Origin of the sequence: Vibrio sp. V10_P2A27P122 (assembly GCF_963874335.1) — a bacterium.
GTDB lineage: Bacteria > Pseudomonadota > Gammaproteobacteria > Enterobacterales > Vibrionaceae > Vibrio > Vibrio anguillarum.
On record NZ_CAWNHY010000305.1, the window covers coordinates 1 to 13,986 of the forward strand.

11 protein-coding genes are annotated in these 13,986 nt (G+C 44.3%); 5 read left to right on the forward strand and 6 right to left on the reverse strand.

The features are described 5' to 3' along the window. Positions 1-99 precede the first annotated feature (99 nt). Positions 100-537, forward strand: a complete 438-nt coding sequence (locus AACQ17_RS16935; protein WP_017046416.1) for a DUF3069 domain-containing protein — start codon at positions 100-102, stop codon at positions 535-537. Between the two features lie 116 nt (positions 538-653). On the opposite strand, the gene modC is transcribed toward AACQ17_RS16935, so the two are convergent. The 4 genes from modC to AACQ17_RS16955 are packed head-to-tail and all read right to left on the reverse strand — an operon-like array spanning position 654 to position 4,689. Continuing rightward, on the reverse strand, positions 654-1,760 hold the full coding sequence (gene modC, locus AACQ17_RS16940; RefSeq protein WP_170935201.1) for a molybdenum ABC transporter ATP-binding protein ModC: 1,107 nt from the start codon (positions 1,758-1,760) through the stop codon (positions 654-656). Further along, a complete protein-coding gene (gene modB / locus AACQ17_RS16945) occupies positions 1,760-2,449 on the reverse strand; it encodes a molybdate ABC transporter permease subunit (protein WP_017046414.1) in 690 nt (229 codons plus the stop codon). Before modB ends, modC begins: the two co-directional genes overlap by 1 nt. Further along, positions 2,439-3,212 (reverse strand): molybdate ABC transporter substrate-binding protein, encoded by a 774-nt coding sequence (gene modA, locus AACQ17_RS16950; RefSeq protein ID WP_094123753.1) that lies wholly within the window; start codon positions 3,210-3,212, stop codon positions 2,439-2,441. Before modA ends, modB begins: the two co-directional genes overlap by 11 nt. A 1-nt stretch (position 3,213) precedes the next feature. Then, on the reverse strand, positions 3,214-4,689 hold the full coding sequence (locus AACQ17_RS16955; RefSeq protein WP_047689695.1) for a cobyric acid synthase: 1,476 nt from the start codon (positions 4,687-4,689) through the stop codon (positions 3,214-3,216). A gap of 157 nt (positions 4,690-4,846) precedes the next feature. Here AACQ17_RS16955 and AACQ17_RS16960 point away from each other — a divergent pair, with 157 nt between their 5' ends. The 4 genes from AACQ17_RS16960 (at position 4,847) to glgC (ending at position 9,356) form a co-directional block, all read left to right on the forward strand. Further along, positions 4,847-5,218, forward strand: a complete 372-nt coding sequence (locus AACQ17_RS16960; RefSeq protein ID WP_026028331.1) for a YgiW/YdeI family stress tolerance OB fold protein — start codon at positions 4,847-4,849, stop codon at positions 5,216-5,218. A gap of 136 nt (positions 5,219-5,354) precedes the next feature. Next, positions 5,355-5,879, forward strand: coding sequence for a hypothetical protein (locus AACQ17_RS16965; RefSeq protein WP_017046411.1), 525 nt, complete (start codon positions 5,355-5,357; stop codon positions 5,877-5,879). Between the two features lie 183 nt (positions 5,880-6,062). Continuing rightward, positions 6,063-7,973 (forward strand): sensor domain-containing diguanylate cyclase, encoded by a 1,911-nt coding sequence (locus AACQ17_RS16970; protein WP_013867889.1) that lies wholly within the window; start codon positions 6,063-6,065, stop codon positions 7,971-7,973. A 168-nt stretch (positions 7,974-8,141) separates the two neighbouring features. Beyond that, positions 8,142-9,356 carry a glucose-1-phosphate adenylyltransferase gene (glgC, locus tag AACQ17_RS16975; RefSeq protein WP_094167805.1) on the forward strand — a complete coding sequence of 405 codons (1,215 nt, stop codon included), beginning with the start codon at positions 8,142-8,144 and terminating at the stop codon, positions 9,354-9,356. A gap of 112 nt (positions 9,357-9,468) precedes the next feature. On the opposite strand, the gene AACQ17_RS16980 is transcribed toward glgC, so the two are convergent. Together AACQ17_RS16980 and AACQ17_RS16985 are read right to left on the reverse strand one after the other, a co-directional pair. After that, positions 9,469-12,624, reverse strand: coding sequence for a chitinase C-terminal domain-containing protein (locus AACQ17_RS16980; protein WP_094147249.1), 3,156 nt, complete (start codon positions 12,622-12,624; stop codon positions 9,469-9,471). A 356-nt stretch (positions 12,625-12,980) separates the two neighbouring features. Continuing rightward, positions 12,981-13,862: an AraC family transcriptional regulator gene (locus AACQ17_RS16985; RefSeq protein ID WP_017047225.1), complete on the reverse strand. Its 882-nt coding sequence runs from the start codon at positions 13,860-13,862 to the stop codon at positions 12,981-12,983. Positions 13,863-13,986: the final 124 nt, after the last annotated feature.

The following is a 13,986-nucleotide window of genomic DNA, read 5'->3' on the forward strand; positions in this document are numbered from 1 at the left end:
ACATAGATTTATTCACTTTCTTTGTTTAATTTTGCGCACAATATTGACTTTTCGCTATAAATTTTTAGCATGTAGCTTTTCCCCTAAAGAGATATCTTCATGTCTGAAGTAAAGCAAACCGAACAACCTGTAGTGGACTTAGACGCCATCTCGCCAGAATTGCGCCAAGTAATTGAATTTGATCAAGTGCCACAAGAGATGTACTACATGGTCGTGTCTATACATGAAGTCTCTGAAGAAGCGGTACGCGAGTCTTGGAACTCTCTACCAGCCAGTGCGCAAAATGTGTTGGATAATTTTGAACAGTTTCATGCGTTGATCTCTGTCAGCCAAGCCTTTGCTGGTGTCAATGTCATGGAGGAGTTCCCAACATTGAATTTACCGAAAGAGATGACAGACCAAGATAAAGAAGAGTACCGAGCAGAGCTTCTTGATCAAGTGCTGCATAACTGTGTGAAAGATATGGTTAAACAGATCAAAAAAGCACGCCGCGACCCGATTCTAAAACGCGACTTTAAAGACGTGTTTGCAAAATAAAACGCACACCATTGAGCATAAAGCCGTCAATTTTATATGACGGCTTTTTCTATTGAACCTGAACTCGAGATAAGAGAGGCTTAGGTTATTGAATCAATACATTAATAATGAAAACATTAATGCGTTAAGACGATATCACGCTGCGACACGCTCACCCCTTTAATTTGCACATACAGCGAATCACCAACATCCAGTTGCAGCTCATCAGCCGCCCATTTGGTTACCGTAGCCCACAGGTAACACCCTTCGCCTAACTTGAGTTTTATCCCCACACTCTGTTTATCAGTACCTTGAGGCTGCTTTTCAAGCTGGCAAATCTGCGCAGGCAGAATATTACGAATTGACGTCCGGTTTGGCTTATCAAGCGCCACCGAAACATCATTCGCACGGATCTGTAATCGCAGTGCAGAGCCTACCTCGCCTTCCACATATTGCACCCAAAGTTTGACATCATCTGCAAGCGAGACCTGTGTGAGCGCATAATCTTTGTTGTGCTGGCAGATGTGGGCAGAAAACAGACTACTTTGGTCGGCAAATGATTGCCAAGGTCGCATATAATTTGAAGACCACACTTGCTCTAGCTCACCGTTTATCAGCACAGCGCCCTGCTCTAACACAACTAAATGATTAGCCAGACGCAAAATTTCATTCATGCTGTGCGTCACATAGAGAATTGGAATATGTACGCTATGAGCCAGCTCTTCCAAAAAAGGCATCACTTCACGTTTGCGCGGCATATCGAGCGATGCCAACGGCTCATCCATCAATAAAATATCTGGCTTGGATAGTAAGGCTCGGCCAATCGCTACTCGCTGTTTCTCCCCACCCGATAAATCATGCGGATAACGTGTAAGTAATGGCGCTAAGGCCAATAATTTTACGATGGCGGCGAAGTGGTCGGCATCCTTTTTTTTGACACCATAGTTTAAATTGCCATGAACGGTGTAATGTGGAAACAATCGAGCATCTTGAAAAACGTAACCAACATTGCGCTTTTCAACAGGCAAGTTGATTTTTTTTCGTTGACTAAATAGGATGCGGCCATTGATCTCGATTTCACCAAGTTCAGGCTTCACCAATCCACTAATAATATTGATGAAGGAGGTTTTACCCGCCCCTGAACGCCCGAAAACAGCACAAATACCACGGCTTGGTAAAACCAAATCCGCATTAAGCTTGATATCACCTAACTGTTTTTCAAATTGAATCTTTAACCCACTCATCATTGAGTCCCTAAGCGCCGAGTCATTCGGCGGCTAATCACTTCAGAAATGAATAACGAAGCCAAGGCAATCGCGATCGAGATAATACACAAACGCATCGCTTCCATTTCGGCTCCTGGCGTTTCTAAAAAGTTATACATCGCAAGAGGAAGCGTTTGTGTTTCACCGGGAATATTGGACACAAAGCTAATGGTGGCTCCAAACTCACCTAGGCTGCGAGCAAAAGAGAGCATCGCGCCAGTGATCAGCCCGGGTATCGTTAAGGGTAATGTAATGGTCAAAAAAACTTTGAGTGGTGAAGCGCCTAAGGTTCGAGCCGCTTGCTCTAACTTAGGATCGACGCTTTCAAGGCTTAAACGAATCGCACGAACCATCAAGGGCAGTGCGATGATGACACACGCCAACACGGCTCCACGCCAACTGAAGCTGAAACGCAAGCCAAACATATTATCAAGCCACTGCCCAATTACGCCTTGTTTACCCATGGTGATCAACAGAAGATACCCCACAACCACTGGCGGTAATACGAGCGGCAAATGCACTAGGCTATCCAGTATACTTTTACCCCAAAACTGCTTTCTGGCGAGTAGCCACGCAAAAAACATTCCCAGCGGTAAGAGCCAAAGCACGGTATAAATCGCGACTTTTAAGCTCAGTTGCAGTGCAACCCATTCATATTCAGAAAGCAAAGGAATCCGTTCCTGTTATCACGCTAAAACCGTAGTTCTGTAAGATACTTTTTGCTTGATCGCTGCGTAAAAAAAGCATGAATTGATTCACCGTATCACGCTCAGTTAGCTGCACTAAAGGATAATGGATAGCGCTGTGTAGGCTTGAATCAAATTCGTGTACCACTTTGACCTTATTGCTCATCAATGCATCCGTCTTATATACAATACCAAGTGCGGCTTCTTGACGTTCCACTAGCGCAAGCGCTAAACGTACGTTATTGGTTTGAGCCAGCATAGGGGCGAGCGACGACCACACTTTTAACTTTTCTAGTGCCTCTTTGGCATACATTCCCACAGGCACCGCCATTGTGTTACCTATCGCTAAACGTGAACCGTTCAAGGCGTCAAGCCATGCCGCAACATCATTTACCACCAGCGAATTGAGCTTCGACGATTGAGGGGCGATAAGCACCAGCTGATTTCCAGCCAACAATGTGACCTTATCGCTCGTCACAATGTTCTTGTTAAGCAAGTGAGTAACCCAGTTATCATTGGCTGAAATAAAAATATCCGCTGGTGCACCTTGCTCAATTTGACGAGCAAGCGCGGATGAACCCGCATAAACGGGCACAATATCTAACGGTTGTTTCGGCTGGTAAGCCGCAATCAATTCATTAACCGCATTCGTCATGGATGACGCTGCATAAACAGTGATTTTCTCTTGTGCATAAACCGCCGTACAGCACAGCATGGCGACGATAGAGAGCAGTATTTTTCTCATGTTAACGCTCCGTTAATTCTGGCCATAATAAGGCCAAGTTCAAATGCTCTTCAATCGCATCCGCAATGCGGTTAATGGCTTGTTCTTTTTGCGCCACATGATCGTAATAACTTATATCAGCGGCACCAGCCCAGCGACAGATAAGCTCAGTTGCAGGAAAACTATCAAAAATTCCGTGCATGTAAGTCCCCAACACTTGCTGGCAATCACTTAATAAACCGTCACGGTTGCCATTGTCTAACGTGATGATTGCTGAGGATGATGCATCATCGAGCGTTGTGCGTCCAACGTGGATCTCGTAGCCTGAGACCTTCGCTTTACCTTGCGGTAAAATAAGCTCGCCTTGAACATTCCTGAGCGTTTTTTCAGCGGTGAGTTCTGTACTGACGTTCAACAACCCCAGTCCTTCACTTTCGCCCGTTTCACCTTCAACACCGAGTGGATCGCGAATTACCCGACCTAACATTTGGTAACCACCACAAATGCCCATCACTTTGCCTCCGAAACGCAAGTGACGTTTGATATCCTGATCCCAACCTTGCGAGCGAAGATACGCAAGATCGTCCCTTACAGATTTACTGCCCGGAAGCAGAATCAGATCCGCATTTTCGATCCGTTCACCCTTTCCCACATAACGTAAGTCAACATCAGGATTTAAACGCAACGCATCAAAATCAGTATGGTTACTAATGCGAGTCAACACTGGCACCACAATATTCAATTTACTGTTGCTGCTGAGGGTTTGCGCTTGAGTGATCGCATCTTCTGCTTCTAAATCAAAACCATGTAAATAAGGCAGCACACCAATGACGGGTTTACCCGTTTTTGCTTCTAACCAATCAAGGCCAGATTGCAGTAACGCAATATCACCTCGAAAGCGGTTAATCACAAACCCTTTTACACGCAGCTGTTCCGATTCAGAAAGCAGTGCTAACGTGCCATACAGATGAGCAAATACACCGCCTCTATCAATATCGGCAATGATAATCACAGGTACATCGGCCGCTTCAGCAAACCCCATGTTAGCAATGTCGTTTTCGCGTAGGTTGATTTCAGCCGGGCTTCCCGCCCCTTCAATCATGACACTTTGATACTCGGCTTGTAACCGAGCGTAGGAATCAAGCACAGTATTCATCGCGACTTTCTTATAATCGTGATAACCCGTTGCTTCCATATTAGAGAGCGCTCTGCCTTGCAGGATAACCTGCGCACCCGTGTCTGAATTTGGCTTGAGTAATACAGGGTTCATGTGTACCGATGGCTCAACGCCACACGCTTGAGCCTGAACAGCTTGCGCTCTCCCGATTTCGCCACCATCGGCCGTCACCGCACTATTGAGCGCCATGTTTTGCGGCTTAAAAGGGGCTACTTTTATTCCTCGACGTGCTAACACTCGGCATAAGCCTGCAACTAGCACACTTTTTCCAGCGTCGGAAGTGGTGCCCTGCACCATCAATGACCTTAATGTTGATTCCATATTAACTCTACGATAGGCGTTTGCTGGTAATCATACCGTCACAGCTGCTACTCACTCAATAAAATGAATGGAATATTAATGTTCCGCTCAGAGTGTGTTCAACATCTTAGTGTTTAAATCGCTTCATCAAAACAACAAACCCATAGAGGAATTAAAAATGAAACGTACAACACTAGCCCTAGCAGCTTCGATGATTATTGCTCCTGTTTTCGCTTTTGCAGGTAACCATAACCAAAACAGTAGTGCCATCAATTACAATGGTCCTATCGAACTTACGTCTGTGGAATCGTTGCTAAAAGACACCAATATGTTTACAGAAAAGCATGTTGTGGTTGAAGGAAAGTTGATTCGTCAAATCAGAAAAGACACATTCGTATTCAGTGATGGCAACGGTGAGATTCAAGTAGAACTGGATGATGATATCCACTTCACAGCACCACTCAATGCCGAGACTAAGGTTCGCCTTTATGGCGAATATGAAGGAGGACTGACACCTGAAATCGAAGTGGATCAGATCCAAGTTCTATAATCATTACTGTTTATTGCTCTCTTGATGGTAAAACACAAAAAATAAGATGGATTTTTTTGTGAAAATGGCCTGTAATTTGCAGGCCATTGCTGTATCTTATTCAGCTTAATTTTCATCTTTTCAGGACGAAGCGTACATGTATAAAAAAGCGTACTCACTAGGCCTAGTCGGTTTGTCATGCGTTCTTTCTTTCTCTGCGCAAGCTAACAATTTTAATTATAACTTCTTTGAAGTCAGAACCGCTATCAGCCCTGAATCCTCAGGTGCAGAATTTAGTACTTATTTAACCGATAACACACACCTGGTCGCTCGTTACGATTCGAGATTTGACGGAGATTGGGATGCCGCTGGCGGAATTGGCTTTAACGGTCCAATAAACCAATTTGCTGATGTCTACGGACAAATGCTTGTTCACCACATTAGACCTACCGATGAACAGGGTGGCAAAAGCGAAACCCAGTTGGAGTTTAATATTGGCAGCCGGATCTGGTTATCGAGCCAAATTGAAGCCAATATTAAACTGGGTAAGAACGATGAACACTCGGTCTTTTGCGCTGGATTACGTTTTCACTCTACCGAACAATTATCGTTAGGAGCTGAAACCAAAAACAACGGCGTTTACGGCCCACAGATCGTCATGAATGTTCGTTTTCAGTTCTAAAACGTAAAACGGCCTTCAGGCTTAAGCGCATGATGCTTCTTCGCTACTTATGCGCTTCTTTTGACTCTTTGTATCAACAGAATTACCCCACAAATTTGATGTACTCCACGATATCAGATATTTGGAAGCGACTTCTCATATATCAGCGATATACTATGCATTCAATAACTTATGTGTGCCGCTATGTTTCGCTCTTTCTATAAATACTTAGCTCAATGGCTATTTGTTAGTGTCGTGCTTGGGGTTGTGCCCTTTCTTTATTTCGTCAAAGAATTCGACAAAGCTCACGAACAAACTGTGCAAATGATCGAACAAAAAAGCCATTCTCAACTCGAATACAATAAGCACGAACTGCTTACTGCGTTTAATGACGTTTACAATTCCACTCAAATATTGTCAAACAACACCATGTTGTACAGCGCATTACGTCTTCCCTCCACCGAAAATATCGAAGCGGTACAGGCGTTTTGGTTATTAGCAGCTCGTATTCAAACCCTTTATTCTCGGCTCAGGCTTTTTGATATAGCGGGTAACGAATTAATTCGCGTGAATCAGAGTAATGGATCAACAGAAGTAGTACCAAGATCACAACTAAAAAACAAATTGCACCGAGACTATTTTCAGTATGCGCAAAACCTTTCCCCAAACCAAATTGGGATCTTCGGTGTTGATAGTGAAAGAGAAGAAGAAAATTATGGTACTGCTTCCCAGATAACCGCAGTATTTAGGATTATTGCACCAATAGATTTTGATGGAAAAAGGCAAGGCTATTTTGTAGCAAATCTTAACTTAACCCAATTGTACAAAAAATTTAACCAGAGTTTAAATTCACTGAGTCGCCCAGACATCATCAGTTTCAAGGGTCAGTATATTCATCATGAAAATGAGATCTTATCTCAGCAAGAAAACCCGTCGAAATACCACATGCTGAATATTAACAGTGTCGCCCCTATACTATGGAAAAGTATGCAAGAGCAAGCTTCTGGCACGGTATGGGATAACAACTGCTGGTATAGTTTTACTCAAGTTCCTTTGCAATCCATATTCCCAGAAATGGAGCCAATTTACCTAATTCAGTCATTAAATGGTGATGCCCTCAATAAATTGCTTTCTGCCACAGAGCTAAAAATTGGCTTTCAAGCGGTTGGCATCGCGCTATTAGTAATGACGATTGCCGCCGGTTTTATTCGTTGGAACGCAAACCACGATAAAAACAGTATCGAGAGCAAACTGGCTAGGGCGGCGATGAATGGTATGTCCGCTATGGTGATTACCGATCGTAATAACCGCATTATCAAAGTAAACAATGAGTTTACCCGGATCAGCGGCTACACCTTAGCCGAGGTAAGAGGTAAACAACCTTCCGTTTTTTCCTCCGGTAAGCACAATCAAGCTTTTTACATGAATATGTGGAAAGTGCTGCAAGACGAAGGGCTATGGGAAGGTGAAGTCATTAATAAGCGTAAAGATGGCTCAATGCAAACCGAGATCTTACGTATCCAAACCATCCGTGATTCAGACGGAATTATTCAGTTTTATGTGGCCTCCTTTGTTGATATTAGTCATCGCAAAGAGCTAGAAAATCGCCTGCGTGAGCTCAGCGAGAAAGATGCGCTCACCAACATTTGGAACCGCAGGAAATTTGATCAAGAAATGCGTTCAGAATGCTTACGCGTAAAACGTTACCAAGCTCAAGTGCAGTCGTGCTTAGCGATTATTGATATCGACCATTTTAAACGCATTAATGATAAATTAGGCCACGCAGAAGGCGATAAAATCATTCGCTCTGTCGCAACACAATTAAGTGAGCACCTAAGAGAAACGGACTTTTTAGCTCGCATCGGAGGCGAAGAGTTTGCCATCATTATGCCTCATACACCACTGGCAGAAGCTGAGTTGGTCATGCACCGTTTACGAGTAGCCGTTCACTTAAATCATCGTTTAGAAGTGTCGATCAGCGGTGGCATCACTGACATTACAGAAAAACCAGAAGAAGTGTATAAACGGGCCGATATTGCATTGTATGAGTCAAAAGCTTCGGGGCGTAATCTTGTCTCGGTATTGACCAGTGTCGAGATGGAAGAATTTGCTTAACAATTAGCACCATTTAAGTGCATCGAGAAATAAAACGGGTTTATTTTTGTGCAATTATCGCAAACTTAGTTTGTAACGTATTGTTCGCTATCATTTTTACTTTTGGCTTAAAACTTGTACTACTCTCTAATATGGTAAATAGATTGCACATATTTAGGGAGAAATAAGATGCAAGAAACACTAACCGTTGTGTTAGCAGGTGGCGTCGGTTCGCGGCTATCTCCGCTAACTGATGACAGAGCAAAACCGGCTGTACCCTTTGGTGGAAAATATCGAATCATTGATTTTACACTCACCAACTGCCTACACTCAGGGCTGCGAAAGATTTTGGTCCTGACTCAATATAAATCTCATTCATTACAAAAACATTTACGTGATGGCTGGTCTATTTTCAATCCAGAACTCGGCGAATTCATTTCTGTGATCCCCCCGCAGATGAGAAAAGGCGGAAAATGGTACGAAGGAACGGCGGACGCTATCTATCACAATATGTGGTTACTTTCACGCAGTGATGCCAAACACGTCGTTGTTTTATCTGGTGATCATATCTACCGGATGGACTATGCCTCTATGCTCGAAGCTCATAAGCAAAAAAATGCTGCACTGACTATCGCCTGCATGGATGTCCCAAGAGAACAAGCTTCTGCCTTTGGCGTGATGAATGTGGATAATGACTTCAAAATCACCTCATTCATCGAAAAACCAAGTGACCCACCCTCCATGCCCAATAATCCTCATCGCAGCTTAGTTTCTATGGGAATCTACATTTTTGATATGGAAGAATTAAAAAGTGCTTTGATTAATGATGCTGAACTGGAAAACTCGAGTCACGATTTTGGCAATGACATCATTCCCAAATTGATTGAAAGCCATGCTGCTTATGCGTATGAGTTTTGCGGTGACCGGGGGCGAGTCGCTAAAGATTGTTACTGGCGAGATGTCGGAACACTTGATTCTTTTTATAACGCTAACATGGATTTACTCGAACCTGTTCCACCAATGAACTTATACCAAAAAAACTGGGCCATTCGAACATACGAAGCGCAATACCCACCTGCGCGCACGGTTTCTTCGGCAACAGGTAACGAAGGTATATTCATTAATTCGATCATTTCAAACGGTGTGATTAATTCTGGAGGTTCTGTACAACACTCCATTATTTCTTCAAACGTCAGAATTGATGATGGTGCAACAGTGGTCGATAGCATTTTATTTGATGATGTTGAAGTCGGCGCAGGGTGTCAGCTCATGAGATGTATTATTGATAAACATGTAAAAATCCCTCCACATACTCAAATTGGCTTAAACCCAGTTGAAGATGCCCAGCGTTTCCGTATTTCAGAAAATGGCATTGTTGTGGTACCCGAAAGTTATCAATTCTAAACCTAGATTTTTTTGCCCACTCAATTTATCCCTCATTAAAATGAAGCCTTAGCACACGCTAAGGCTTCTTACTTTACACTGAGTTCAAAACATACCGATTAATCACGCTCGGTTATGGGCACGTTGTTGCATCCCAAAACCAATTTGACTGAGTCGGTGACTCCCAAACGCCGGGGTTGTTTTTGGCAATAAAACATTTCCCGTTGTAAATCACAACATCGCCAGTTTTCACCTGTGTGGATCCGGGAACCCAAGTAATGACATTGCTAGGATTCGTGGTACCACCGGTATCGCCACCGCCAGTATCTCCACCGTCACTGCCACCAGAAGATAGGTCAGCAAGTGGAAGATCCGGTTGTTCAAACTTGAAGGCGTAATCGACACCATTAATGTTTACGCTGTAATTTGCAGGCCCAGAAATAGGGAGGTAGTAAACCATATCCAACTCATACACGCCGCCTGCGGGCAGAGCTTTCCAGTTCGGTAAACTAAACGCTACGCGGTGCATGACACCGTCTAAGCCACCGACGTTGTTGGCGCGAGTATGGCCAGAAGCAATCACCTTCAAGCCACCACCAGATTGGTCTTTAGCATTATCAGGTGCAGATACGGGGATATCAAACTGGAACTCAGTACCACCTGGGATATCTTGACCCGTGTTGTTAGTAAAGCTGATTTTCGGATTGATTGGGTAGTTTTGATCACCCACCTTAAATCCACCAACGGAGACCGCGATGTCTACGGTTTCACTGGCAATCGTTCCTGTTGCAAGCGTGTTGCCATAAGGCGTTGCCGACTTAAACTTGTCATAAATTGCTTTCGTCATGGTATTACCCATGTGGTATTCGCCATTTCCGCTTGCACAAGCTTGCTCTGTTGAATCCACTTGAGTGCGTTGACCATTAGCGTCCAAGACATAACAGTTATAATCGCCCGCTAACTCCCAAAACATGATGCCGCCGATCTCTTTATCGATGACATAATCGGCTTTGGTGTTGATAGACTCTTTATCTTCAGTTGATAAGAACACCCCTTTATCGGCATTCCACAGCCAAGGCGCGACGGCAACGCTGTCATAGTGACGTTGGTAAAGACCGACAAGTTGATCGGCAGGCTCATTCACTGGATCAAGGTTATAAGCTTGGGCGTAAGAGCCCCAAATCCCCTTCTCTAGGTTTTTGGCATGCCACATTGGGTTTGAACCTGCGCCCATCTCGTTTCCTTTCGGATCGGTGTCGTGCCACATGTTGTCAATACCCACCGCGCCGTGGCCACAGTTGTTTTTCTCACCCTCACCAGTGCCCGGAGCACATTCAGCTTGGTTAGGTAATGCCGCTCGCCCCCATAAACCATTCTCTCCACCCGTGACACCTTGCCAGCCGCGCGTGTAGTAAGGAACGCCGATATTGATACGCCCTGCGGGCATAGAACCGCGGAAATAATGATAAGCCCAGTCAGTGTTGAGGTAACCAATACCACCGTATTGAGCCGTACCATACACGTTCCACTGTGCTAACTCTGAATCTTTACCAGTATCGTACAAAGCCGCGTTGTGACCCACGTGATCATTCCATGCGCCGTGTAAGTCATAAGACATGATGTTCACATAATCAAGATACTGAGTGACATCAAACGTCTCCATACCACGCAATAGATAACCAGAAGACGGTGCTGCAATCGTCAGCATGTAATGGTGTCCATCTTGTGCCGATGCTTGATCAAGCTTCTGACGTAGTACCTTCATTAACTCTTGGTACGACGCCCATAAATAAGCACGGCGAGGTTCCATAATCGCTTTATCATCTGGATTACCTGCGCCCGCCATTGAGGTTGGATATTCATAGTCGATATCGACACCATCGAATTGATATTTACGAATCATTTCAACAGCCGATGTTGCAAATTTTTCAATACCAGCGTGGTTGATAGAGCCATCAGCGTTGGTTGTCATCGTATAAAAACCACCATCGGCGACACGGTTGCCAGCCGTATCAAAGTGCCCGCCAGTTTCAGCCCAGCCTCCGATAGAAATTAAGGTCTTAACATCAAATTTTTTCTTCGCTGTTGCCAACGCACCAAAATGACCTTTAAAGCCTAATGCAGGATCAATCTCAACCCCTGGCCACTCTTTGCCCACTGCCGCATTATTGGCATCGTTCACATCTCCCACATTCACTTTGCCATCGGAACCTATGCTGACGAAGGCATAGTTAATGTGCGTGAGCTGCTCCCACGGGATGTCTTTTACAAGGTAAGCCGATTGCGGATCATCACCCGCACGCCAACTGGTGAAATAACCGATCACACGACGTGGATGATCCGCCCCCATGATCTCACGACCTTCCGCATCGTAAACAGTGCAATAAGGTACATTCACACCTTCGGTTTGATATAAACCATCAGGACGACAATTATTAGCTATTGGCGCGCCATTGACTGTTAAAGTCGCTAACGTGGAATCTGTCGTCGCACCAAGGTTATCAGTGGCGCGTGCAAACACCGCCAAGTTACCCGCTTTTGTCGCGGTGTATTCTAAGGTATACGGAGCACTAACAGCTGTTCCAACCAGCGTTCCCGCAACGAAGAAATCAACTTTATCGACGCTTCCATCAGTATCAGCAGCGTTTGCGGTTAAGGTGACTAAAGCCCCCACGTCAACGGAAACCGCAGAGAGCGTAATATCAACGGTTGGAGCCTGATTGCCTGGTTGTTGTGCCTCTTTCACCGTTAAGGTCGTTGCACTTTTCACGCTGGCATCACCTTTATCATCGATGGCTACAACACTGAATTCATGCTGACCAGCGGTTGCGACCCACGTGGCTTTATAAGGTGCCGTGGTGACTATACCCACAATTGCACCATCGACAGAAAACTCGACTCGAGCAACGCTGCCGTCACTATCGGTTGCGTTCGCACTTAATATTACGGTATCACCGACAGCAATCACATCTGCTGCGGAAGGTGAAGAGAGATTCGCGGTCGGTAGCTGGTTCTCACCACCGGAAGTGGCGCAAACATCCAACACTTTCCACTGGGCATAATCACCGGAAAAGTTGGCTGGATCGTTACCTTGAGTCCAATAGTTGGCTTGGTAGGCGGTACCACTGTGCTGAACCTTGTTACCGCCAGTATAAACTTTTGACGATTCCCAAGGGCTTAGTGTCGTGCAATCAACGGCTGCATAGCTGTTAAAAGCCATCAAGCAAGAGGCCGTTAAAGTGCTCAGTGTAAAAACACCCTTTGCCACTGTCCTGTTGTTTAAATGCATAGCTGCTCATTCCTTAAGTTATTGTTTCACTGTAAAAAGCCTCGTATCAAGAAGAAACCAGACTTTAATTCTCACGTGAAACAACTGTAGAACAGAGCGATAAATAAGCACCTCAATTTGTTCAAATATCAAAAATCACTCGCAACAAGTTGCACTATTTCTGCAAAAGAGGCATCGTTATTTTGCATCAACAACTAATTATTGGTTAATTTTCCGATTCTAAAAAAAGCGCCGAAATCAGAACAATGTACGGACTGCCTGCCGGTTATTTAACTTACACACTATCAAAAAGAGCAAAAAATATGCAACAACACTAATTGTTACAAAAATGTAGAGTTTAACTTTATGCGCGATTTCTAACGCTGTACTCCTCTTGGGGTTTCATTAAAATGTCGCTTATATTCTCGACTAAACTGAGATGCGCTGGCATAACCAACTAAACGAGCGGCATCGTTCACACGCTTGCCTTCCACACGAATCAGCTCTTTCGCTCTGTTAAGCCTGACTTTTTTTAAATATTGTAAAGGAGATTCTAACGTCACCAACCTAAAGGCGTGGTGAAACGCCGAGACACTCATATTGGCTTCTTCGGCGAGTAACTGAACGGTAATGGACTGATCATATTCTTGATGTACTTTACTCAACGCTTTGGCTATCCGGGCGTAGTGTCCTTCTTGATGAGCGAGATCAAAAAGCACATAACCGTGCTCGCTGGTTAATGCCCGAAACACAATCTCCTCGACTAAGCTTTCGCCAAGCACTTTAGCTTCAAGATCATCAACCAATGCAGACATCAAACGAATCGCACTTGCTTGCATCTTTGCGCCCATTTCTACTGATTTCAGCCCGCATTTTGATTTGTCTATGCAATCAGATAAAAAACCAGAAGCCTCAAGTCGATCAACCTGTTTAAGGAGAAGTGAGTGATCGATATTAATAGTCAAGCCCAATAACGGTTCACTTTCTGACGCAAAAGCTTCGCACTCAAGTGGTAAAGGTACCCCAACAACCAAGTAATCATTGGGGCCATAATTTACGGGTTGGCTACCAATATGAATGCGTTTATGTCCTTGCCCCAACAATATGATACCGGATTGATACACAAGGGGTTGTCTACCATTACCGCGGCTGCTGCGATAAAACAATACGCCCGGCACTGCCGTTTGGTGAATACCTTCCAAATGATCTAAAGATTGTTTTTCAATGTATTGCTGCATCAGTTGCGCCAGTTTACTCATTATGCCCCCTTATCAAAACTGAAGGAAGAATACGACAATTAGAGAATTAGGCAATTAATTTCGAGAAATTGGTCTATATTGACTGGATAATTAATACTAATATGCACATCGTAAAACACTACCT

Bases quoted from the DNA above. Each gene is read 5' to 3' on its own strand.
- AACQ17_RS16985 (WP_017047225.1), bottom strand. From the start codon at position 13,862: ATGAGTAAACTGGCGCAACTGATGCAGCAATACATTGAAAAACAATCT.
- AACQ17_RS16965 (WP_017046411.1), top strand. From the start codon at position 5,355: ATGTATAAAAAAGCGTACTCACTAGGCCTAGTCGGTTTGTCATGCGTT.
- AACQ17_RS16935 (WP_017046416.1), top strand. From the start codon at position 100: ATGTCTGAAGTAAAGCAAACCGAACAACCTGTAGTGGACTTAGACGCC.
- modA (WP_094123753.1), bottom strand. From the start codon at position 3,212: ATGAGAAAAATACTGCTCTCTATCGTCGCCATGCTGTGCTGTACGGCG.
- glgC (WP_094167805.1), top strand. From the start codon at position 8,142: ATGCAAGAAACACTAACCGTTGTGTTAGCAGGTGGCGTCGGTTCGCGG.
- AACQ17_RS16970 (WP_013867889.1), top strand. From the start codon at position 6,063: ATGTTTCGCTCTTTCTATAAATACTTAGCTCAATGGCTATTTGTTAGT.
- modC (WP_170935201.1), bottom strand. From the start codon at position 1,760: ATGAGTGGGTTAAAGATTCAATTTGAAAAACAGTTAGGTGATATCAAG.
- AACQ17_RS16960 (WP_026028331.1), top strand. From the start codon at position 4,847: ATGAAACGTACAACACTAGCCCTAGCAGCTTCGATGATTATTGCTCCT.
- AACQ17_RS16980 (WP_094147249.1), bottom strand. From the start codon at position 12,624: ATGCATTTAAACAACAGGACAGTGGCAAAGGGTGTTTTTACACTGAGC.
- AACQ17_RS16955 (WP_047689695.1), bottom strand. From the start codon at position 4,689: ATGGAATCAACATTAAGGTCATTGATGGTGCAGGGCACCACTTCCGAC.